Origin of the sequence: Bifidobacterium sp. wkB338, assembly GCF_003688325.1 — a bacterium.
In the GTDB taxonomy this organism is placed as follows: Bacteria; Actinomycetota; Actinomycetes; order Actinomycetales; family Bifidobacteriaceae; genus Bombiscardovia; species Bombiscardovia polysaccharolytica.
In genome coordinates, this window is record NZ_NPOR01000024.1 from 34729 (window position 1) to 57935 (window position 23207).

18 protein-coding genes, 2 tRNA genes and 1 pseudogene are annotated in these 23207 nt (G+C 59.9%); 4 read left to right on the top strand and 17 right to left on the bottom strand.

Annotated features, from left to right (window positions below; genetic code table 11):
• Positions 1-44: 44 nt before the first annotated feature.
• The 15 genes and pseudogenes from CI603_RS05180 to CI603_RS05250 form a co-directional block, all read right to left on the bottom strand.
• Positions 45-713 carry a M23 family metallopeptidase gene (locus tag CI603_RS05180; protein WP_121913306.1) on the bottom strand — a complete coding sequence of 223 codons (669 nt, stop codon included), beginning with the start codon at positions 711-713 and terminating at the stop codon, positions 45-47.
• 194 nt (positions 714-907) lie between these two features.
• Positions 908-2443, bottom strand: a complete 1536-nt coding sequence (locus CI603_RS05185; RefSeq protein ID WP_121913307.1) for an alpha-N-arabinofuranosidase — start codon at positions 2441-2443, stop codon at positions 908-910.
• Positions 2444-2814: 371 nt separating this feature from the next.
• A tRNA-Asn gene (locus CI603_RS05190) sits at positions 2815-2887 on the bottom strand.
• A 78-nt stretch (positions 2888-2965) separates the two neighbouring features.
• Entirely contained in the window at positions 2966-4009 is a 1044-nt protein-coding gene (gene tsaD, locus CI603_RS05195) for a tRNA (adenosine(37)-N6)-threonylcarbamoyltransferase complex transferase subunit TsaD (RefSeq protein ID WP_110425172.1), read from the bottom strand.
• Positions 4002-4514, bottom strand: a complete 513-nt coding sequence (gene rimI, locus CI603_RS05200) for a ribosomal protein S18-alanine N-acetyltransferase (RefSeq protein ID WP_121913308.1) — start codon at positions 4512-4514, stop codon at positions 4002-4004. Before rimI ends, tsaD begins: the two co-directional genes overlap by 8 nt.
• Positions 4511-5299 carry a tRNA (adenosine(37)-N6)-threonylcarbamoyltransferase complex dimerization subunit type 1 TsaB gene (gene tsaB, locus CI603_RS05205; RefSeq protein ID WP_121913309.1) on the bottom strand — a complete coding sequence of 263 codons (789 nt, stop codon included), beginning with the start codon at positions 5297-5299 and terminating at the stop codon, positions 4511-4513. The genes rimI and tsaB overlap by 4 nt, the downstream gene beginning before the upstream one ends.
• Entirely contained in the window at positions 5296-5898 is a 603-nt protein-coding gene (gene tsaE / locus CI603_RS05210) for a tRNA (adenosine(37)-N6)-threonylcarbamoyltransferase complex ATPase subunit type 1 TsaE (protein ID WP_121913310.1), read from the bottom strand. Before tsaE ends, tsaB begins: the two co-directional genes overlap by 4 nt.
• Positions 5895-6872: a DNA polymerase III subunit delta gene (gene holA / locus CI603_RS05215; RefSeq protein WP_121913311.1), complete on the bottom strand. Its 978-nt coding sequence runs from the start codon at positions 6870-6872 to the stop codon at positions 5895-5897. Before holA ends, tsaE begins: the two co-directional genes overlap by 4 nt.
• A 220-nt stretch (positions 6873-7092) precedes the next feature.
• Positions 7093-9093 (bottom strand): annotated as a pseudogene (locus CI603_RS09275) (ComEC/Rec2 family competence protein); the annotation flags it as partial.
• The gene (locus CI603_RS05225) at positions 9090-9755 is read right to left on the bottom strand and encodes a helix-hairpin-helix domain-containing protein (protein WP_121913313.1); all 666 of its coding nucleotides are present in this window, start codon (positions 9753-9755) and stop codon (positions 9090-9092) included. The gene CI603_RS05225 and the pseudogene CI603_RS09275, both read right to left, overlap by 4 nt.
• A 99-nt stretch (positions 9756-9854) precedes the next feature.
• Positions 9855-12824 (bottom strand): leucine--tRNA ligase, encoded by a 2970-nt coding sequence (gene leuS, locus CI603_RS05230; RefSeq protein ID WP_121913314.1) that lies wholly within the window; start codon positions 12822-12824, stop codon positions 9855-9857.
• A 75-nt stretch (positions 12825-12899) separates the two neighbouring features.
• Positions 12900-13730 (bottom strand): glutamate ABC transporter substrate-binding protein, encoded by an 831-nt coding sequence (locus CI603_RS05235; protein WP_121913315.1) that lies wholly within the window; start codon positions 13728-13730, stop codon positions 12900-12902.
• 9 nt (positions 13731-13739) lie between these two features.
• Positions 13740-14690 (bottom strand): magnesium transporter CorA family protein, encoded by a 951-nt coding sequence (locus tag CI603_RS05240; protein ID WP_046322833.1) that lies wholly within the window; start codon positions 14688-14690, stop codon positions 13740-13742.
• Positions 14691-14796: 106 nt separating this feature from the next.
• Positions 14797-15609 carry a DUF1287 domain-containing protein gene (locus CI603_RS05245; protein WP_121913369.1) on the bottom strand — a complete coding sequence of 271 codons (813 nt, stop codon included), beginning with the start codon at positions 15607-15609 and terminating at the stop codon, positions 14797-14799.
• A 5-nt stretch (positions 15610-15614) separates the two neighbouring features.
• Positions 15615-16616 (bottom strand): D-2-hydroxyacid dehydrogenase, encoded by a 1002-nt coding sequence (locus CI603_RS05250; protein WP_121913370.1) that lies wholly within the window; start codon positions 16614-16616, stop codon positions 15615-15617.
• 235 nt (positions 16617-16851) lie between these two features.
• Here CI603_RS05250 and CI603_RS05255 point away from each other — a divergent pair.
• The 4 genes from CI603_RS05255 to CI603_RS05270 all read left to right on the top strand — a co-directional run bounded on the left by CI603_RS05255 (position 16852) and on the right by CI603_RS05270 (position 20888).
• Positions 16852-16924, top strand: a tRNA-Ala gene (locus tag CI603_RS05255).
• A gap of 384 nt (positions 16925-17308) precedes the next feature.
• Positions 17309-18304 carry an ADP-ribosylglycohydrolase family protein gene (locus CI603_RS05260; protein WP_121913316.1) on the top strand — a complete coding sequence of 332 codons (996 nt, stop codon included), beginning with the start codon at positions 17309-17311 and terminating at the stop codon, positions 18302-18304.
• Between the two features lie 156 nt (positions 18305-18460).
• Positions 18461-19927: a cytosine permease gene (locus CI603_RS05265; protein WP_121913317.1), complete on the top strand. Its 1467-nt coding sequence runs from the start codon at positions 18461-18463 to the stop codon at positions 19925-19927.
• The gene (locus tag CI603_RS05270; protein WP_121913318.1) at positions 19920-20888 is read left to right on the top strand and encodes a PfkB family carbohydrate kinase; all 969 of its coding nucleotides are present in this window, start codon (positions 19920-19922) and stop codon (positions 20886-20888) included. Before CI603_RS05265 ends, CI603_RS05270 begins: the two co-directional genes overlap by 8 nt.
• 89 nt (positions 20889-20977) lie before the next feature.
• Here CI603_RS05270 and CI603_RS05275 read toward each other — a convergent pair whose 3' ends face one another.
• Both CI603_RS05275 and CI603_RS05280 read right to left on the bottom strand, forming a co-directional pair.
• Entirely contained in the window at positions 20978-22063 is a 1086-nt protein-coding gene (locus CI603_RS05275) for a glycerol dehydrogenase (protein WP_121913319.1), read from the bottom strand.
• 128 nt (positions 22064-22191) lie between these two features.
• Complete coding sequence (locus CI603_RS05280; protein ID WP_121913320.1) at positions 22192-23118, bottom strand: hypothetical protein; 927 nt, start codon at positions 23116-23118, stop codon at positions 22192-22194.
• Positions 23119-23207: the final 89 nt, after the last annotated feature.

The following is a 23207-nucleotide window of genomic DNA, read 5'->3' on the forward strand; positions in this document are numbered from 1 at the left end:
CCCGGTCTGCAGACGCGCGCGTCATCTGAACGACTGTGGCGCTGCTATAAGGGTTTAAGACGAATCCTATGATTTCCGACTTTAGCGCCGGGATTCAAATAGCGGCCTTGACCGTCTTTGAGACCCCAGTGCAGACAATCCTGAGCACAGTGGTCCGAGACCCCCTCTACTTTCCCCCAGACCGTGCCGGCCTGAAGTCGGGTTCCCGTCGGCAAAGAGCTCTGCGCAGGCTCGTAGGTGGAGACCAGATTGCCGTGACGAATGGAGACCACGTCCTTGCCTGCTACGGAACCTGCAAAGGCGATGACACCGTCTGCCGGAGTCCTGATACGCCTGCCCTGCTGCGCTGCCAGGTCAATCCCACGATGACCGCTCAGCCAAGGATGATCCGGCGGATCAAAGGGACGAATAATAACCTGCGATGCGGCATTGTCTGCAGTCAGGGGTTCAAGGGGCCACAGCCAGCCCCGGCGGCAGGCTGCAGTCGATGATGTAACTCGACCGTTCTGCGCCGGAACTGCAGCCGAAGGTAGGGTCGGCGCAGGCTGAGCCATGACAGTTGCCGTGGGTCCTGCGGCCGACAGGACCAGTGCCAGCATCAGCACCAGCAGAGTCCTGGGGAACCAAGGAGGCCGACAGCCGGAAGGCATAATGGGCATCCGGCCGGTAATCCGTTTGATGCCCTTGTTCTTATGGTCACGCGCACAGGCCATAGGTGCACCTTCCCTCCGTCATCGTGGACGCCCGATTGAGCGTCCACCATCAGGATGGATTCGATGCCAAGGCCGCGTGAACCGGAAAAAGGCATGTGGTCGAATATCCAGTCGTCCACATCCAGATGGACCGTAAAGGCACCATACCCGAAAGCCCTGAAAGGGTTGTCAGCCCAGATGCCTTTATCGGCCTTTTAAGCCAAATGAATGACCGTCCAAGAGATAGGAGGCAGCTGAAGATTCAAGGCACCCTCATCCATCTTGAAGTCTTTCCGGGCATGCATGACGACCCGTTCCTGGTCTTCAAGAGTGTTGCGTGCCGAGGGGTCGTCCTCATGCAGAGTGCTTACTGTGGCTTGTCTGCGTCGATCCTGTTCAGGCAGGGCGATTCTGAAATCAACAGAACTGTCAGGGCTGCGGTTGACCACAAAAACGCTTAGTGAACCATCGGCACCTCTGACGGCCACTGAATCGGTCATGGGCACCTGACCATAGCGCGAAGTCTCATAGATGTCGCCGCTTTGCAGACTCTTGAGCACGTTGCCGCCTCGTGCATAACGAGCTGTCAGGGCGAAGGGGTAGAAAATGGTCTGCCGCCAAGCAGGACCGCCGGGCTCAGTCATGATGGGGGCAATGACGTTGACCAGCTGGGCCAGGCTGGCTGCATGAACGACATCGGCATGCCTGAGCAGGGTAATCAGCAAGTCGCCCACCACAACGGCATCTGCTGCCGAATAGACATCCTCCAAAAGCGGTGCGCCTAGAGGCCAATTGCCGATGCCTTCGGGCGATCTGCTGGCCTGAGCCTCCTGGTACCATACATTCCACTCGTCAAAGGAGATGAAAACCTGATGATCGCTGCCCAGCCGGGCACGCGAGGCGGCGATGATGGCCGCCACATCGGTGATGAAACTGTCCATGTCCACGCCGGAAGCCAGAAAGCTGGCCATGTCTCCATCCTTGGGTGCGTAATAGGCATGACATGAGAGGAAGTTCACATTTTCAAAGCAGCGCTCCAGGACTGTACGCTCCCAGAGGCCGAAAGTGGGCATGGTGTGCGAGGAAGACCCGCATACAACCAGATCCAAGTCCGGGTCGATCATCCGCATGGCCACAGCCGTCCGGTTGGCCAGATCAGCGTATTCCTGTGCACTCTTGTGGCCAATCTGCCAGTCGCCATCCATCTCGTTGCCCAGACACCACATCTTGATGCCAAAGGGACGATCATGGCCGTTGGCCCGCCGCCGTTCGGACAGCTCGGTGCCCGATGGCACATTGCAGTATTCGAGCAGGTCCAGGGCTTCCTGCATGCCCCTGGTACCCAGGTTGACGGCCTCCATAAGCTCGTTGCCGCCCAGCTTGTCCAACCAGTCGCTCATCTCGTGCAGTCCGAATTCGTTGCTTTCGCCGGAGTGCCAGGCCAGATCGAGACGGCGAGGACGGCTTTCGCGCGGTCCCACGCCATCCTCCCAGCGATAGCCCGAAACAAAGTTGCCACCTGGGTATCGGATGGTTGTCACGCCTAATTCCTTCACAAGATCCATGACGTCGCGGCGGAAGCCCTGCTCGTCTGCTGTCGGATGCCCCGGTTCATAGATACCCGAGTAGATGCCCCGACCCAGGTGCTCCACGAAAGATCCGAAGAGGCGATCGTCAATGGGCGTAGACTCCTGCTCCTCATCCACCTTGAACTGTGCCACGCTCTTGTGATTTTGCTGCCCTTGCGTCACTGTCTGGCTCCTTCGTTCTGACTTTATCGTCAATGATTCTCGTCCATCTCCAAAACTATGGATCATCTGAATAGTACAACGTCGTTAATTCGGCCAGGCACTTGTCTGTCGCCTCATGCAATACCGAAAAGGTGCCTTCCGGGTGCCAAACGCAAGGCTACATAATCATTCAGCTGTCATGAAAGAAGCGAATCTCCAAAATAAACTGACATCATCAATTCCTGGATTAGGAGACTCCAACAGCAATTCAATAGACTGATCGTCCCGATACTCGTGTTGACAACAACTAAGACCATTGGGGATAACAGGATTGCATGTGTCTGAAAAATCGCACAATATAAAGAAACCGCCGGAAGACCGGCGGTTGAGAGCTCCCGCAGCTGGGCTTGAACCAGCGACATTTCGATTAACAGTCGAACGCTCTGCCAACTGAGCTATGCGGGAATGTCCCGTTCAACTCTCGCTGAACACAATTACCATACTATAGTCAGGACCTTCGTATCCGACAACTTGGCGTGTCGATTACATGAGGATCTTGTCCATTGGCATGGCTGAATCAATAGAGAAGTCAGGAGCAGAGGGAGGCAGGCCGGCCTGAACCAGATTGACGCCCAGCATGGCCACCATGGCACCGTTGTCCGTGCACAAGTTGATCTTCGGAATACGGACCTTGACGCCCTCCTCGTCGCCGAACTCCTGAAGCCTGCCGCGCAGCTGCGAGTTGGCCGAGAACCCGCCGCCGACAATCAGGGTATCCGTGTCGAACCGGTGGCAGGCAGCCATGGCCTTGCGGGAGAGGACGGTGGCCACGGAGTCCGCCAGCGAGGCGCAGACATCATCCACGGGAATATCGAGCCCGGCCTGCTGTCTGCGCTCAACCCATCGAGCCACTGCGGTCTTGACCCCCGAGAAGCTGAAGTCATAAGGATGCTCGGCTCCGGCCCGGCCCTTTGTCAGCCCCTGGGGCACGGCGATGGCGTGGGGGTCGCCCAGACGGGCATGACGGTCGATGTGGGGACCGCCCGGATAGGGGAAGCCGAGCAAACGTGCAATCTTGTCGAAGCACTCCCCCGCCGCATCGTCCAGTGTGGTGCCCACCACCTGGACCGATCGCGCCAGATCATCCACATGCAGCAGCGAGGTGTGGCCGCCGGAGACAATCAGAGCCAGGGCATTCTGGGGGAATGGACCGAATTGGAGCTGGGTGACCGCTATATGGCCGATGACGTGGTTGATGCCGTACAAGGGCTTTTTCGCCGCCCAAGCCAGCGCCTTGGCACCGGAAACGCCTACGGCCAGGCATCCAGCCAGCCCAGGACCGGCCGAGACCGCTATGGCATCGACCTGGGACAGGTTCATATCCGCATCGTTCAGGGCCTTGGAGACGACCGGCACAAAGGACTCAGCGTGTGCCCGTGAGGCGATCTCGGGTATGACGCCGCCATAGCGGGCATGCTCGTTCATGGAGGATGCCACCACGTTGGACAACAGCCGGTTGCCCTGAACCAAGGCGGCCGCGGTCTCGTCGCAGGTGGATTCGATGCCAAGCACCAGAGGCTCACTCATGGTCAATGATCCTTTCCTGTCCTTTCGAAAGCTTGTTGCTGCCAAAGCCCACCGGGCCCGGTCCCACCGAGATTAAGGGCCTGGTCATAGCCCAAGCATCCACATCTTCAGGCTGATAATAGCCTTTGCACAGACCCGTCTGTGAGAAGCCAAAGTCCTTGTAGAGGTCAATGGCAGCGGTGTTGTCTACACGCACTTTCAGGTTCATGCGCTGCAAACCCTCGCGATCGGCTCCAGCAATCAACCTGGCCAGCAAGAATCCTGCAATGCCTCGATTCCGGGCTTCCGGCAGCACCCCGATGGTCATCAGCTCGGCATCCCGTTCACCAGACCAGTAACCTCCGTAGCCCAGGATGGCTCCCTGGTCATCCCATACCAGGTAGGTGCGTGAGGGCGCAGACAGCTCGAACCGCAGCGCCTGCCGACTCCAGGCTTGGTCGCCGAAAACCCTCGCCTCCAGATCGACCAGCTGGTCCAAATCCCCCAAGGCCACCCCGCGAATCATGACTGGACGGCTACGTGTTTGAGCGGATTGGGCACGGAGACATCCGGCCTGCGAAGGTAAAGCGGCTCCACAGGATCGATCAGCCCCTGCTGGGCACGTCGGCATGCACAAGCAGCCATCAGGCTTGTCCCGTCAATCCGATCCTCTAGGAAAGATCCCTCATCCAGCACAACCCGTATATCAGATTGCTTGTTCAGACGCTCCCATTGGTCAGCGTAGCGACCGGTTCCGTGGCCGCTGACGACCATGGTGACAGGATCTTGGTCCGGTGACTTCCGCTCTTCTACCATGGCCGCGATCTTCTCACAGATAGCTGCTGGATAGTCGATGCTCATCTCGGTCAGCGGCCTGGCCGGGTCCTCCACGTCTCCAAAGTCGTCAAAAAGACGATAGTAGAGCTGGCGACGCCGAGCGTCATTGACTGCCAAGACCAGGAGCCGGGTATGGTCTTGGTCCTGCTGCTTGAACCGCCTGTAGGCATAGCGGGCTTGTGGCTCCAGGATGTCCTGGCCAAGCAGACGGGCACCCGTGGCAAAAGCCAGGGCCTTGGCGGTGACGATGCCCGCCCGCAAACCAGTGAAAGGCGCAGGACCCAGTCCCACTACGATGGTCCTCAGCTCGTCGGCAGACAATCCAGCCTGGTCCATGACCTTGGCGATATTGACTTGAAGACGTTCCACATGCGAGCGCGAGTCGGTCTCGATGCAGGGCTCCCTCCCGGGCAGCCCCACAGTCGAGCCATATGAGGTATCGATCACTAAAAGGGGCGTATCGCTCCCGCTCATGCCGTCATCGCCTTTCTCAGCTCCTCCAGTCTGGTGGCCCATGAAAGTCCCACTCCACGAAGACGTACCATACGCTGACCCTGGGAGCTGGGTGGCGCGTCAGGATCTTCACGGGCATCCACGGGTCGACTGATGGTCACTTCCAAACGTTGATCGGCCAACACCGAGGCCATCTGCTCCCCCCATTCCATCAGGATGATGGTGCTTTGACCCGGATCTTCCAATTCCTCGTCCAGACCAAGAGACTCCAGCTCGTCCAGAAGCCGATCCACGCCATCTTCGCCAGGCAGATAATCCTGTCCGCCCAGCCTATAGGCATCCACATGAATCAGGGTCACAGGTGAGCCGTCGGACAGATGGCCGTGCAGCTCTCTTGCGATGGTGAACGTGGGCGAGACTACAGGGCCGTCCACTCCAAGTCCGCTGCCCAGCCCCTGGGCCAGCGTGGTCTTGCCCGCCCCCAGAGGACCGGACAGAAGAATCACATCCCCGCCATGCACACACGAGGCCAGGTTTCTGCCCAGGCGTTGCATGTCCTCGCCCGTAGGCACGACCAGCTCAAATCCATCCTGCTGACCGGCGCTGTCCTGCAGGCTCATGCCAATGTCCTTCCCTTGGCGGCAATCAGCTCCACTGCCCGTTCCAGAGCATAACGAGCATCGCCGCTGCTGGTCTTGCTGACCTCATCTGCCTGGGCCAAGGCCTCAATGCAGGCCACAAGACCGGAGGAGGTCCATCCATGCAGCTGCCGTTTTGCCTCCCGCAACTGCCAGTAGGCGGCCTTGGCCTCGGCTGTTGTGATGGATCCCGATTCGATGGCCGCCTCCTTGCCCAGCGTCCGCAACTTCAGAGCCAGTACTCCAATTAGAGAAACCGGCTCATTGCCCTGTTCCAAAGCTGAACGCAGGGCGACAACGGCTTGGGCCGGTCGCCCAGCAAGGGCCCTGTCCGCCACGGCGAATCCGGATACAGCCGGATTATCAGTCAAATACCGGTTAACGATCTCCAAGGTCATGGGGTCCTGGTCAAAATCGAAACAGAGCTGGGAGCACATGGCGGCCAGTTCAGGAGTACGTTCGCCCAGGACATCCACCAGGCGCTGGGCCGCCCGTGGCTGGATGCGGCGCTGATGGGCCTTGAATTGTCCATAGACGAAGTCGATCTTGTCATCAAACTTCTTCAGATCCGGCATCCGCTCTATGACTGCTCCGACTCGTTCCATCTGGTTCAAAAGCCTGCGGCCCCGGTTGCCCCCGTCATGACGTGCGATGACAATGCTGGATTCGGATTCTGCCGGCTCGCGGCAAAAATCCACCAGGGCCTGAGTCAAGGCCTCATCGGCCGCCTGCAGATCATCCAGAAAAACCACGGCAGTCTGACTGAGCAGAGAAGGTCCGACCGCCTCCTGAAAGGCGTAAGCGTCGCAGTCTGCCGCGTCCATTTCTATGTATTCGCTGTCCGGATGGGCTGCACATGCCTGTGCACACAGTTCCTTGACGCGTTGCCCGTTGAGGAAGGGATCGCCACCAACCACCAGATGGACGGAAGGGTTCTCCTGCTGAGCTTTGGTCATGCCTCAAATCTCCCTTCATCACTGGACATTGACGTCGGTCGTTTTTGAAGACTAACTGGGCCAAAAGGCCATAGGTCTGTTGCAGCCAGCCCCTGATTGACGCCCAGGCCGACGGCCGAAAGGGAACCCCCGAAGCCACGTTTGTCGCAGTTGACCATGAACAGTCCCGCCTCCGGACGCGGATGAGTCGAATCAGCCGGTGATCAATCACGGCCATGAGACCCAGACCAAGCAGGCAGGCACTGCCAACTGGCCCCGATGGCCAAGCCGCCGGAGCAATAGCCTCGCCCATCCATTTGGCGGCAAAAGCCATAACTCCGGTACCCAGGGAGGTCAGTCGTGCCAGCAAGAACCCCACTGGAGGCCACACCCAGGAGGTGAGCAGAGCCAGCAGGCCGGTCACTGTGGCAGCATCGACCACAGGAGTGACTAACAGGTTGGCCAGCGGGGCCAGCAGAGGCAGTCCTGGACTCATCAGCATCTGCACGGGCAGCGTCCCGGCCTGGGCACACAGGGTCGGGGCCAATGGACGTGCAAGAAATGCTGGAAGATGGTCTTCAAGAAAGGCCGTCAAACGCCGGTTGCCCAGACCGATGCCCAGCACGGCTGCGCAGGAGAGCGCAAAGCCGAAACTTGCTGCCATGGAAGGCCGCAGAATTAGTATCAGCAGCACACACCAGGACAGGGTGTTCAATGACTGGGCAGGCCGACAGGCAGCCAGAGCCAATGCCGAAAGAAGTCCCATGGCCTGAGCTCGCAAGACTGAATCCCCGGGAACCATCAGCATACCCAAACCCATATAGGCTGCAGACAAAACCAAGGCCATCAGCAAGGGCGGCGAGCGTAGGGCCCGCATGATCGAAACCAGCAGCGAGGCCAGGATCATGAAGTGTCCGCCGGAGACGGCCATCAGATGCAGGATGCCAGATGCCCGGAAATTCTGGGTTAGACGAGCAGCATATGCAGGCTCCACTGCCGGTCTGCCCAGAGAACCACCCGACCCGGGTAGGGCTTGGTTACCCAGGATGCCCATGGTCAACCCCGGCACCAGGATTCGCCCCTGGTCATCAAGCCTGCTGGTCTGTTCGAGAAAGGCCTTTTGCATACGAGCTATCAATCGTCTACAGGGCCCTGGCGGCCTGACCTGTTGCAAGCCATTCTCCACGGCCAGCCAAGGCATAGGACGGCCGTACGTGGGGGGTGCCAAAAGGCCTCGCGCACGATACTGTCCGCCCTGCTGCAACAGGCATGACCGGCTGCGAGCGAAGAGCACGATCCGTTCATCGGAAGGCATGCGCACCCCGGCCAAAGTCACCCATTTCAGTTTTAATTCCGCCTGACAGTCCCAGCCTCGCCGAGAGGATGCGCTCATAGGGCCCACAGCTCGGCCATGCACCTCGGCAAGTGCCTTCCCCTGCCGAATCTGACGGGCTGCAGGCCCGTTACGCACTGATTCATGACCAACTGCAGCGGCAGTTGCTACAGCCAAAGCCACCGCAGTCAGGACGGCGAGCATTGGTAGCCTCCGAGGACCAAACCAAGCGGACACCAATGTTTGCAAGGCGGAAACAAGCATGGAAGAAGAACGGAATGAGGAAGACTTGCAATCAGAATAGCGCCTGAACCCGGTGTATGAGCGTTTGCCTGAGAACCGGCGCAACCACTGAATCCGGATATCCCGATGAGTCGTATTCTTATAAACGGTGTCTTTGGTGTTCGTGGTATTCACGCAGGGTGCATTCCGATGGTTTTCGTTCCAACGACTTTTGTCCCTATGATTCTTCTGCCCAGGACTCGCACAAACTCGGGACAGCTGGTTCCGTCTGCGTAAGCGAGGGGACCGCCGACATATCTGACTTCTGCAATCGGGATCCTCTGTGGCGGACAAGCAGACGAGTTTGATGGCAAGCAGGACCATTGCAAGGAGTAATGGAAGCGCTAGGGCAAGCGGCATTATCCAGACCGCCATGCCCATGCTTCCACCGGGTGTACTCCCGCCGGCCATAGCGCCTCTGGACTCCTCCGCCGTCTTGGCCCAATCACCGCTCTTGCCTGATACTGGCATGACTGCGCCCATGCTCCTGTCCAGAAGCCATGGGACCAGTAGTGCAACCGCCCAGGCCAGACAGGCAGCGGGGAGCATTCGAAGATTGCAGCTGCCGTTCTCCTGATCAATTGCATCGTGAACCCCAGCGTGAACTCTTGAATGAACGGCCATCATTGCGCCATCAAATATGGGCGTAAGCGGGCCAAGGTCTTGGCACCGATGCCGGGGACATCCAGGATCTGGTCTACCGAAGTGTACCGACCGCCGATGGCGCGCCGGTGCTCCAATATTTTTGCAGCCTTGACCGGGCCAATTCCCTTGACATTTTCCAGATCCTGCTGGCTGGCGCTGTTAAGATTCACGCGTCCCGCCTGGTCTGCTGACTCCGAAGAGGAACTGGGGGCCGGCACAGCAGGGGCATTGTCGGCCTTTTCAGTATGTTGGGCGGAGTCTGAGGCCGGATCGGCCTGCTCGCTTACTACTGCGCTCGAAGTGTCCCGGCTACGTTCATTACCCGAGGCTTGCTTGCCTCGGTGTGCAGCGCTGTTCACATTACCGTTCGCAGGAGCCGATGAACTGGTCCCGGATCTGTCAACGGCTGCTCCTGCAGCCAGCGCCCGTCCCTGCTGGGCCAGCAGGGTCAGACTTAGGGCAAGAGCCGACACCAGAATAAGGATGGCTGTCAAGGCCTGGAGGGGCGTAAACGACCAGACGGGCCGATCCCGTCGGACCTGGGACTTGGCCTTGCCTTCGGCTGACCCTTCCGAACGAACCGATTGATTCAGGGCCAAAGCCTGTAGGGGCGGCGCTGGCGGCTGGGTGATGTTGATGCTCATGGACCCAGCCTGGCATGAAAAGTCCCCCGATATGAGGTCGGGGGGCTATGTGGTCGAAGGTCGTCATCCGTCCACAGCCTGGCTGCGGACAGTACAGGATCAGGCCGGCACGACCGAAACGATCTTAGGGGCCTTAACGATGACCTTCCGCGGCTCCTTGCCACCCAGCCGCTCCTGGACGGCGGGCAGTTCCAGGGCCATGGCCTCGAGTTCATCAGGCGCGATGTCGGGACTGACCTGCAGCTTGCCGCGGACCTTGCCTTTGACCTGGACAACGGCGGTGACCGTGTCCTCACCAAGATAGCGATCATCCCAGGTCGGCCACTGGGCGTGCGCCAGGGACTCCTTGTGTCCCAGACGGCTCCAGAGCTCCTCGCAGATGTGGGGGGCGATGGGCGAGAGCATGAGCACCAGGGGCTCAATGGCTGCCCTGGGCGTCGGATTCAGCCCGGTCAGATGGTTGTTGAGCACGATCATCCTGGCGATGGCCGTGTTGGGCCGCATGGCCTCCATCTCCACCGTCACGTCGTGGATGGTGGTGTTGAGCAGCTTCAGGGTCTTCTGGTCGAGCTCACCCTCGTCCAGAACCACCTCGCCGGTCCGTTCGTCCACCACGTTGCGCCAGAGCCGCTGCAGGAAGCGCATGCCGCCCACCACGTTGCGCGTATTCCAGGGCCGGGACTCGTCCAGGGGTCCCATGCTCATCTCGTAGAGGCGGAAGGTGTCGGCCCCATAGGTGCGGTACATGTCGTCAGGGGTGATGATGTTCTTCAGGCTCTTGCCCATCTTGCCGAACTCGCGGTTGACCGGCTGCCCCTGCCAGGTATAGCTGACCTTGCCGCCCTCATCATGTTCCTCCACCTCGGCAGCGGGCACGTATTGGCCGCGCTGGTCCGTGTAGGCGTAGGCCTGGATCATTCCTTGGTTGAAGAGCTTGTGGAAGGGCTCCTTGGACGAAACGTAACCCAGATCATAGAGCACCTTGTGCCAGAAGCGGGCATAGAGCAGGTGCAGTACCGCGTGCTCAACACCGCCCACGTAGAGGTCGACACCGCCTGACTCCCCGGCCGTGGCGTTGTGCTGGGGCCCCAGCCAGTAGTCGTATTCCTCCGGATCGACCATGTGCTGGTCATTCTTGGGATCGATGTAGCGCATGTAATACCAGCAGGAACCGGCCCAGTTGGGCATGGTGTTGGTGTCCCTGTGGTAGACCTTGGGCCCGTCACCCAGGTCCAGGGTCACGTTCACCCAATCCTGGTTGCGGCTCAGCGGGGCCTCCGGGCTGGACTGGGCATCCTCGGGGTCGAAGGTCTTGGGCGAGTAGTCGGGCACGTCTGGCAGGGCCACCGGAAGCTGATCGTCGGGCAACAGATGGGGCAGGCCCTGGTCGTCATAGACCACCGGGAAGGGCTCGCCCCAGTAGCGCTGACGGGAGAAGAGCCAGTCGCGCAGCCGGTAGGAGACTGTCCCATGGCCAACGCCGGCCGACTCCAGCCAGGCAGTGACTTTCTCGATAGCCTGGTCAACCCGCAAACCATCCAAGCTGAGCGAGTCGCCAGCGGCCTGGGTTGCCTGAACCGAAGAGTCGACCACAATGCCGTCGTGAGAGACGAAAGGTGCCTTGCCCCGATAGTCGTCCAAGGTCTGTCCGGACTCAGCCAGTGGGCTGACCGTGTAGACGACGGGAAGGCCGTACTTGACGGCGAAGTCGTAATCGCGCTGGTCACCGCCTGGCACAGCCATGATGGCTCCGGTACCGTAGTCCATCAGCACGTAGTCAGCAGTGAAGATGGGCAACTTGGCCCCGGTGATGGGGTTGATCGCGTACAGCCCGGTAAACAGGCCGGTCTTGGCTCCGCCCTCGTCCACGCGATCCTTGGCGGTCTTGGCCTCGGCGGCCCGTCGGTAGGCTTGCACACCATCAGCAGGATTGACATAGCCGCCCTTCCACTGCTCGGGCACATCCTCAGGCCACTCCTGTGGCAAGTGCTGCAGCAGGTCGTGCTCTGGGGAAACCACAGCGAAGGTAGCACCGAAAAGCGTGTCAGGACGGGTGGTGTAGACCTCCATGGTCTGATCGCCGTCAGGGCTGGGCACGGTGAAGTCCACCGAAGCCCCGTGTGACTCCCCGATCCAGTTGCGCTGCATGAGCTTGACCTTATCGGGCCAGTCCAGGATATCCAGATCCTCCAGAAGCCGGTGGCCGTAGGCGGTGATGCGCATGGACCACTGCTTGAGCTCACGCTGGTAGACCGGGTAGTTACCTCGTTCCGAGCGCCCCTCGGCGGTCACCTCCTCATTGGCCAGGACCGTGCCCAGTCCGGGGCACCAGTTGACCGGCGAGCGAGAGATGTAGGCCAAACGGAAGTAGTTGAGCACCTCGGAGCGCTCGGCCTCGTCCAGGTCATCCCAGGAGGCATCGGCATGGCCGGGGATGGGCCTGCTTCCGGACTTGAAGGCCTCAACCAACTCGCTGATGGGCCTGGCCGAGCCCGTCCCTCCATCTGCACGGCGGTAGTCGGGGTCATACCAGGACTCGTAGATGCGCGAGAAGATCCACTGTGTCCAGCGCACGTAGTCGGTATCGATGGTGGCGAAGGAGCGGCGGTCGTCAAAGCTGAGCCCCAGCCGGTGCAGCTGCCACCGCATGTTGGCGATGTTCTGCTCAGTAGTGACCCGGGGGTGCTGGCCGGTCTGGACCGCATACTGCTCGGCGGGCAGGCCGAAGGCGTCATAGCCCATGGCATGCAGGACGTTCTCGCCCTTCATCCGGTGATAGCGGCTGACCACATCGGTGGCGATGTAGCCCAAGGGGTGGCCCACATGCAGGCCCTTGCCCGAAGGATAGGGGAACATGTCGATGACGAAGTAGGGACTGCGGCCCCCAGCATGATCTCCCTGGGCATCCGTCAAGTCGCCCTTGGTGTTGGCGGCCCAGAAGGTGCCCTCCTTGTCCCAGCGCTGCTGCCAGCGCTCCTCGATGGTCTGAGCCATGGCGGCATCGTAGCGGAATTGAGGCTGTTCGGATTCCTGGGTCTGCTGATGATCCCTGTCTTCATTCGCGTTCATATCGTGAATTATCGCCATTCACATGGACACAGCCAGGCTTATGTCCAGCATCCGTCATCCTAACCGGAGCTGTGCTCAGTGGTCGCCAGGCTGCAGGGTGCGAGCTGCGGCATTGATGGAGAAGCCGATGGACTTGGAGGCCCGACCCAGTGCGGCCTTGAAGGATCCGTCCCGCATCATCCTCTTCAAGGCCTGGTCAATGACATCCACCAGCTCCGGATCCACGTGGGGCACGCCGATACCGTACCGTTCATGGGAGAAGGGATTGCCGACCAGGCGCAGCTGGCCGCCGCCGCGAACATGAGTCAGGCCGGCCAGGGCAAAGTCGTCCCCGCTGGCGGCATCAGTGTCCCCGCTGAGCAGGGCCGTGATGCACTCGGGGAACTCCTCCCGCTCCTGTACCTGGGCTTGGGGGGCCAGCGAGCGCACCAGAGTCCCGGAGGTGGACCCAGCTGCCACGCAGACCCGCTTTTGGGCCAGATCATCCACTCCGGCGATGTCGTTCTGAGTGCGGCGAACCAGTAGGTCCTGCCCCGCAGCCAGGTAGGGCCCGGCGAAATCCACCAGCTTTTGCCGTTCCTGGGTGATGGAATAGCCAGCCACGACCATGTCTACCTGGCCTTGTTCGAGCATGCGCTCGCGGTCCGCAGGCTTCACCTGACGGAAAACGATCTGCGACTCGGCGTATCCAAGTTCGTGGACCACGTACCGGGCCACATCCACATCCAGACCCCGGTACTGGCCGGACTGGGCGAATCCAAGCCCGGGCTGGTCGAAGGAGATGCCCACGCTGATCTTGGGCCCGATGGAACCAGCCCGGTAGCGATCCTCCTGGCGGCCGCACCCGCTCAGGGGCACCGCCAGAACCAGCGCCACCAGAGCCGCCGCAATCCTGCGTGCAAACATAATCGGCCCCTACTTGAACATTCTCGAGCGCGTCAGGAACCAGGTTACCAGGGCGGTCAGCAGGCCTGACAGAATCACCACGACCGCAAATCCCCAGGGCTTGTCGGTAAAGGGCATACCGAACATACCCTGGTTGAAGTTCATGCCATACATGGAGAAAATCAGCGTGGGCACCGACAGGCTGATGGAGATGATAGTGAAGATCCTCATGACGTTGTTGACATTGTTGGAGACAATGGAGGCGAAGGCGTCAGTCATGTTTGAAAGCACGCTTGAGTAGATGTTGGCCATCTCGATGGCCTGCTTGTTTTCGGTAATCACGTCGCCCAGAAGATCCTCGTCGTCCGGGTAGCGCTTGATCCGCTCCAGGCCGGTCAGCTTCTCCAGGACGATCTCGTTAGACTTGAGGCTGGTGGCGAAGTAGACCAAGGTCTTGTTGAGCTCCAACAGCATGAGAATCTCTCTGTTCTGCATGGAGTGGCGCAACTTGAGCTCCAGCCGGTCCGACTCGCGGTCGATGATGCGCAGGTAGCGCAGATAGAGGGTGGCGTTACGGTAAAGGATCTGCAGGATGAAGCGGGACTTCATGAAAGTGTTGAAACCCCGAATGGTGCCCTCCATAAAGGGATGGAGCAGAACCGTGTCTTGCATGCAAACGGTGACGATCAGATCCTCGGTAACGATGATGGACAGAGGAATGGTCTCGTAGTAGTCCCGCCCGTCGCGCTCCTCGGCCCGGGGAATGTCGACGATGACCATGGTGTATTCGTCCTCCACGTCCACACGCGAACGCTCCTCATCGTCCAAGGGTGCACGCAGGTCTGCCAGGTCTATGCCGGTGGTCTGGGAGACATTGGCCAGCTCGACATCAGTTGGAGCCGATAAGCATATCCATGAGCCCTTGGAAGCCTTGCCGATCTGCTCGATCTGCCCGTTCATGGTGCTGAATACTCTCATCATCGCCATCACCGCCTCTCGTGCTCGAACCTGGCCGACGTGTCTGGCCGAACCGATAGTAGCAGATAACCAGTTGCCGCCGTGCTCAATTTCGCAGGGTAGTCCCTGGTCACCCCCTCCATGGGCGCAGGACGGCGGGTTGGATTTGGGAGGCGTCGAAGCGGAAATGACCGGTGATGGGACGATGACCGGGCGATCCCAGGTAGTCGTTCTCCCTGGCGCGCTGGCCCATGTTATGCAGAAGCAAGGGAATACCCCGGCTGTCCCTTTTATCCGAGACCATGCCGATGTGCCAGGAGGTACCGAAGATGACGATGTCGCCCTGTTGCCACTGGTCGGTGGCCGCGATGTCGTTGGTCAGACGCTGGGCGTGCCGGGACAGGAATACGCCGAGGACGTTGGTGCGTCTGAAGTCGATGTTCGGATCAGGCCTGCTGATGACTCCGGCATAGGCCCCAGGAGACGAGGCGATGTCAGCGTCGACCATGGCTTTCAGATCGTAGCCGGCCTGTCGGAAGGCCCTCCAGATCTCATCGGTACAGGCACCCCGGTCATCGGGTGGATAGCCGCCCTGATAGTAGCCGCTGTCATAACGTGGATGGATGCGTGCCTCCTGATGGGCTCCACGCACCATAGCCGTGTAATCGTCCACACCGTCGTGGTTGTAGTCCACAGGCGAGATCAGAGGCGGGTGGACAGCAGTCTGCTCAGGAGAATACCCGGGAGGGCTATGGGAAGCGGTCTTGCGGTCGTTTGCAGAGGAACTTTGATTATCATGGCGAGCAGATCCGACACCCATCAGCCTGCCAGCCAAGGCCAAGGAGCCCGCCACAATCAAAGCAAGCGCCAGCAGAACGGCCACCCACCGCAGAACAGTCGTCCGCCCACGACTGTTGCCGCTACGGCTTTGCTCTGTCGGCACGGCGGTCACCTCATCCGGTTGCGAAGGGGTCTGCCATCCATGAACCGACGAAGATTATCCAGGCAAATTTCCCGAACCTTGTCCATGTTGGAGGGGAGATGAGCTCCACCAGCAACGTGCGGGGTGAGCAGGCAGCGTGGCTGGCTCCAGAGCGGATGGTCTTCGGGCAGGGGCTCCGGTTCGGTCACATCAAGGCCTGCGCCGAAAATGCCATCCTTATCCAAGGCTTGCGCCAGAGCCATGCAATCCACGGCATCTCCCCTGCCTGCATTGATCAGCACGGCGGTGGACTTCATCAATCCAAGACGGCGGCCATCGATGATGTGCCTGGTCTGCGGCGTTGAAGGCAGGGCCAGAGCCACTACATCCATCTCAGGCAGCAGGGCATCCAGATCGTCAAAACCAGCCAGACGGTCGAACCCCTCCACCGGCTGGTCGGGATGCCGCCTGATACCGATGGTCCGAGCGCCTACAGCCTTGGCCAGACGAGCGAAGGAGGCTCCGATATCCCCCGTGCCCAACACCAGAACCTGGCAACCGCGCGGTGAAAGGACAGCCCCGCGAGGTTCCCAACGGCCCATGCGTTGATTGTCCCGGTAACCAGGAAGGTCCTTCATCAGGGCCCACATCATGGCGAACATGTGCTCGGAGACCGACTGCCCGTAAGCGCCTGAGGCACTGGTCAACATGGCATCCGGAGGCAGAGCCCCCGGTTTCAGGTAAGCATCCACACCCGCGCTGCTGGTCTGCAGCCAGACCAGGTTACGGCAGGCAACCACCTGCTCGGCCGGCGGATTACCCAAAATGATCGTGGCCTCCGATCGGAGGGATTGAGGGACATCGATGAGCCAATGCATGCTCTGCCGCATGTCCGTGTCGACAATGAACTCCTGATGAACGCCTGGAGCCGCCTGAAGGAATTCCTGTCGCTCACCCTTATCCAAGGGCAGGCAGTTGATGATCAGCTGGTCCCCGGGATGGTCCTTGTTCCGCTTTTCATCCCGCATTTCGGCATCGACTTTGCCTGTCATGGTCCGCCGCCTTTCAGTTGCTGCCGACCCCCTTGGTCGCCCCTTGCCCTCATGCTAGCGCACTAGCAAGCTCAAAACGACCCAAGACCATTCGAGGATAAAATCCATCAAATAGCTCACAATCCCTGCAATTCCGGGGCAACACACTGAGTTGCTCCATTCGCCAATCCCGGTGTACTATAAGCAAGGCTTCACCAAGCAAGGTAAGTACGGGGCTATGGCGCAGCTGGTAGCGCGTCTCCATGGCATGGAGAAGGTCGGGGGTTCGAATCCCCCTAGCTCCACAGATAGAATCCCGAGGTCACCTCGGGATTCTTTTTATATCCAATGCCCTTGCATATGTTGGAGCCTGGACCAAGACAGCACTGCCAAACTCCAGTACGGCGTAGACGGACGATCCCGTTCAATGGCCGTCTGCACTATATAGAACACACATCTCGATATCTCGATCAAGTCTTTAACCCCAGATTGCCTGCAATGTTTTTATCTCCCACTCCACTGGGTGGAGCTCGTTCATTTCCCCACTCTTCCGTGCGAATCATGCCTGCTGCATCCGTCGTACTGACAATCTTCCAGGGGCCTTACAATGATTCTGATTAAAAATGTCGCAGTCTATCTGCAGACAGATTAATAGGCTCATCGCAGCGACTCCGGAGGCTTGTACAACAATGACCAGAACTGAAAAGGGCGCACTGGGCGCGCTTACTGGGTTGTCCTTAGGGGACGCGTTGGGCATGCCCACGCAGAGCATGAGTCCTGCAGCAATACATGAGGCCTACGGCAGGATCCACACCCTTTGCGATGCCATTCCGGATCAGCCCATAGCTCCCGGTATGCCTGCAGGGTCTGTAACCGATGATACCGAGCAGGCGTTGATCGTGGCGGAACTGACTATCGAGGGTAAGGGACACATCGATCCGAAAGAGTTTGCCAAGCGTCTTCTGGCCTGGGAGGATGACATGAAGTCGCGTGGATCGCTCGATTTGCTCGGACCATCCACCAAGCTGGCCCTGGAACAGGTTCGCCAGGGCGCGGACATCATGACCACAGGAAGGACCGGCACCACCAACGGAGCCGCCATGCGAGTCACTCCGGTAGGCATAGCCAACAGGCCCGAGGACACCAGACGACTGGCCAATCGCATCTATGAGTCCTGCCAGGTCACCCACGACACGGTCGCAGGCTTCCAAAGTGCTGCGCTGATCGCTACGACAGTCAGCCTGGGGCTTGAGGGGATGACCGTTCGCCAGGCACTGAACGAGTCCTTGCGTATGGTGCCCGCCATGGAAACGTCCGGAGCCTGGACTCCGAAGGCATCGGTCCCCGCACGCGCTCGCCAGGCAATACGGCTATCTGAGGAATTCAGCGATGAGGACGATTTCGAATGTCACCTCATTGAAGACTGCGGGACCTCGGTCGAGGCCAATGAGTCTGTGGCAGCCGCCTTTTCCCTGGCTTGGAGATTCGCCGACAATCCTCAATCGGCTCTGTTCGCCGCAGTCAACCTTGGTGGCGATACGGACACCATCGCCGCAATGACCGGCGCAATGACCGGCGCATGCACCGGTCCCGAGGTCTTCGACCCTGCACTCTGCTCCCATGTAGCTTCGGTATCCCACCTCGACCTGCAGAAAACTGCCCGTGGCCTGATTGCCCTAAGGTAGCAAAGCGCAAAACGGATACCGTCGAATCCTTCAGGAACACAACAATGTAAAATCCACTCAACCCCAAGACCATGGGGTCCACCCAGACCACACGACAGGACTGAACAGACAAGTCATCACTACATCCAGTACATCTTGAGTCGAAGGAGACAATCCATGTCAACTGCACCAAGGGAGGGCACCATCCTCTCCAGAGTCGAGCAAAGGGGCATCGAACCTGTGCCCGAGGACCAGAGGAACGGATCGCCCGGACAGCTCTTCTGGGTCTGGTTCGCCGCCAATATCTCAATTCTGGGAATCCCTCTGGGAGCTACCCTGATTGCCCAGGGTCTCAACCTCTGGCAGGCCGTGCTCGCCACGATCATCGGAGCCTTCGGATCCTTCGCCCTCGTCGGCATCATCTCCATAGCCGGCAGAAGAGGCGGCGCGCCCACGCTGACCCTGTCCCGGGCCATTTTCGGCGTCAGAGGCAATGCAGGCCCCACGCTGGTGGCCCTGCTGTCCAGACTGGGCTGGGAGACGGTGAACACGATGACCGGCGCTTTTGCGCTGCTCTCCCTGATCGCCATCATCTTCGGAACCTCAGCCGATGCCAAGCGCTCCCCCCTCCTGACCTTCGTCTGCATTGCCGTCTTCGTGGCCTTGACCGTGGTGGTCTCAGCCGCCGGTCACGCCTTCATTCTCACCGTGCAGAAGTGGGCCACCTGGATATTCGGCGCCCTTACACTCCTAGTGGCCATCTATCTGGCCACGACCGTCGACTGGTCCTCCTTCCTCGGCAATGCCCCCGGCTCAGCCAGTGCTTTCTTGATTGGCGTCGGCACCATAGCTGCGGGGACGGGCATCGGCTGGGTCAACTCCGGTGCAGACATGGCCCGTTACCAGAAGACCTCGGTAAAATCAGGCCCTCTGATCCTGACCGCGGCGGCAGGCGCCGGAATCCCCCTGGTCGTGGTCATCGGCCTGGGATCGGTCCTGACAGCAGGCAACTCCACCATTGCCTCCGCCGCCGATCCTGTCGCCGCGGTTCGAAGCGCTCTGCCTGCATGGGTTTCAATCCCCTATCTGATTGCCGCATTTGCAGGCCTGCTTATGTCAAACAACCTTTCCGTATATTCGGCCGGCCTGACCACCATCACCCTGGGCATCAGAATCCCCCGCGTCTATGCGGTCGTGGTCGATGTGGTGGTGACCACCTGCGGAGCCTTGTACTTTACCTTGGGTTCCGACGGATTCTACGGCCCCTTCGTCACCTTCATCTCCCTGCTGGCAGTGCCACTGAGCACCTGGGCAGGCATCTTCCTGTCAGATATGATCTTCCGCAAGCGTTACGATTCTAACGGCCTGCTGAACCTTCAAGCAGATTCCCCATACTGGTATTGGCACGGAGTCAACCTCCCAGCCATCATCAGCTGGCTGCTGGGGATAGTCGTCGGCTTTCTGTTTGTGACGGCCCAGGTCTCCAAGAACGAAGTCTGGTTCTCAGGACCGCTGTCCGGCAGCTTCCTGGGCAGGAACGGCCTAGCATGGCTCGTATCCCTCCTCCTGGGAGGAATCCTCTACGCCATTTTGCACCTCCTCTCCAAGGATTCCGTGGCGGTGGGGAGCAAGAGCCATGACTGAACCCAGCATCCTCCATCTGGGTCAGGTGGTGGTTGACCTTAGCATGGACATCGACCACCTCCCGGAGCGTGGAGGGGACATTTTCGCCAGACGAAGTGCCATAAAGGTTGGCGGCGGATACAACGTGATTCGCGCAGCCAGGCAGATGGGAGCGCCCATAGCCTACATGGGGGCGATTGGCACAGGTCCGATGGCGGACATGGTCCGTGTGGCCCTTGCCGCCCTTCAAGTTCCCGCCCAAGGGCCTGTTCTGGAAGACTGCGATACCGGATACTCGGTAGCCATGATCGAACCCTCCGGCGAACGCACCTTTGTTTCAGCAAGGGGCGCAGAGACCTGCGTACCAGAGGGCACCTACGAAAGCATGAATCTGGTTCCTGGCGATGTCATCTACCTGAGCGGATATTCCTTCTGTCACAAGGACAATACCCGAAGCCTGGTCGGTTTTGCTGAAAAACACCAGGACGAGGGATTTCCTGTACTCTTCGATGTGGGACCCATGGTGGCCGATATTGAGCTGGATGTGCTTGATGCGGTCAACGGACTGCATCCGATCTGGTCACTGAATGAACGCGAGGGACCAATCCTGGCGGAACGTGTGGGATGCCAACTCGAAACTGGCGACGTAACCGAGTTGGAATCCCTCTGCCGTTCGCTTTCGCTAAGACTGGACAGTCCGGTGGTTCTTAGGGCCGGCGCTCGCGGTGCCTGGTACTGCCAGCCCAAGAATGCGATGCAAATCAAGTACATTCCCACCCCACAGGTTCGTGCCATGGACACCAACGGTGCCGGCGATGCCCATTCGGGCGTCCTTTGTGCTGGCATATTCCAAGGCCTGCCCATCGAGGAGTCACTAATACTGGCCAACTGTGCAGGAGCGCTTTCCACTACTCAGCCCGGTCCAGCCACATGCCCAGATGAGGAAGCCATACGAAAGGCCGCCAGCTCGCTTCAAGGGTGACCAATGCAACGTCGGGAAAAATAAAAGCGACCGCCGACTCCATGTCGACGGTCGCTTGGCATCTCAAAGAAAGATCAGAGCAAGAGGACTCAGAGTTGCTTGCCCAGCTGATCGGCTGCGCGCAGGGCGTGAGCCACATCGGTGGGAGTCACCTCGAAGGGCATGTTGCCCATGGTCTCGTCGGGACCGCAGGCATGCTCGCCGACCTTGAGCAGATCCTCCTCGCTGGCCTGGCCGATGCCGATCTGCTCCAGGGAGGTGGGCAGACCCACGCTGCGGAAGAAGTCATAGACCCCGCGGGTCTCCTCCAGAGGCCGATCCTCAAGGACCAACTGGGCCAGGGTGCCGAAGGCCACCTTTTCGCCGTGCAGCATGGAGTGGGTGCCCTCCAGGGCGGTCATCCCGTCATGAATGGCGTGGGCTGCAGCCAGGCCAGAGCTCTCGAAGCCCAGACCGCTCAGCAGCGTATTGGCCTCGATGATCTTCTCCAGCGCAGCTGTGCGCACACCGGCCTTGGCAGCGGCCACGGCCTTGACCCCATCCTCCAGCAGGGTATCGCGGCAGAGACGGGCCAAGGCAAAGGCGGCCATGGTGGCGTGGCCTCCGGTCATGGTCACGGCGTTCGACTGCACGCAGGCGGCGGCCTCGTAGTAAGTAGCGAAGGCATCGCCCAGCCCTGATACCAGGAAGCGCACCGGAGCCTTGGCGATGACGTCGGTATCCATCAGGACCACGTTGGGGTTGGCAGGCAGGGGCAGATAACGGTCAAAGACACCCTCAGGCGTATAGAGCACGGACAGCCTTGAGCAAGGCGCATCCGAGGAGGCTGCCGTGGGCACAATCATGACCGGCAGATGGGCGAAGTGAGCCACAGCCTTGGCGGTATCCAAAGTCTTGCCGCCGCCGACGCCGATCACCGCGTCGCTGCCGCCCAAATGGGCACGATGACGGTCGATCTCCTCCATGGAACACTCGCCGCCGAATTTCATCAGTTTGTAGGGGATCCCATCGTGCTCAAAGGAGGCGACAATGTCGTCGTGGTAGAGCCCGTCGATGACCGGATCGACGATCAGATGGGCGCCCTTGGTGCCCAGAGCCGCATATTCTCCGGCCAGCTTTCCCATGGCGCCCTCCTGCTGAACATAGGAGCCTGGAGAGCACAGAACCTTGCGCATATACACACCTTTCTCATTGCTGATCCCGCCTTCAGGACCGGGACCTTCGAGACGGTCCTCTTGGACCGCACAAAAGTGACCCTAGTCACATTACATGATGGAATGGGTGTGCCTCGCCGGCTCGTTCGTCAGTTATGAGGCGAGGGACTGGTCGTTGTCATCGGTGACGACTGTGGTGTTGAAGTCGTGCTTGAGGGACTGGGTGTGGAGCTGGTCGCGTCGGCAGACGGCGAAGGCGAGCTCGTAGGGTTGCCTCCATGCTGCTGACTTTGCCCGGATCCCTGTTCGTTGCCCTGGTTCTGATTCGTTCCCGAAGGTTGATTTTGAGGGGCACTCGGGGTCGACTGATATTCGGGCTCCTCTGTCCGCTGCACCGGTTTGGAGGGGGTCTCTTCATCCTGGTTGGGGGTTACCACCTGGCTTGTCGGTGGGCTGACCACGTTGCGAACCACCTTGTCGGTGCCTTCGCCCTTGGTCAGAGCATTGATGGCCAGGGCGGACAGCAGTACGGCCACCAGAGCGCTGACCACAGAGACAATGATGACGTTGCGCCGGCGCTGATCCAGCTTCTTACTGGTTGCTGCAATGGAGGCCGTATGGGTTCGTGGTCCATTGCTTGACGAAATGGTTCTGCCGGTCTTGGCTGCCGACTCCTCGTCACCGGCCGTAGGCATGACCTGGGTGGACCCATCTACCGGGGCCATTACCTGGGTCGATCCGTCGGCAATATTGCTTGAATTGTTTGGATGACCCTTTCCCTGGGCCGGCAACGTCGTGGTCTGTCCATCGGCGGCTGAATCGGCACTCGATTCAGTTCTGGAATCGTCATCATCCTGGTCGGCACTACCGCCCACGGACTCCTGCAGCTTCTGGCCAGAGGCTTCCAAAACATTCTTATAGATCTGCGAGGCCACGGCAGAGACGATGGAACCGATGGCTACGCCGATGATGGATCCCGCCACGCCGATCTTGGCGGCCAGCCAGAAGGAGGTCATGGCTGCAAGAGCGCCGGCGATGATCTGCGCCCAGGAAATGTCATGAAAGAACTGCTTCACTCCGACCCCTTTTGATCCAACGGCTGGTTGCTGCGCTCTTATGGTAGCTGGTGGTCATGGCGATAGTGTAATGGTCGGCCGACCGCCCA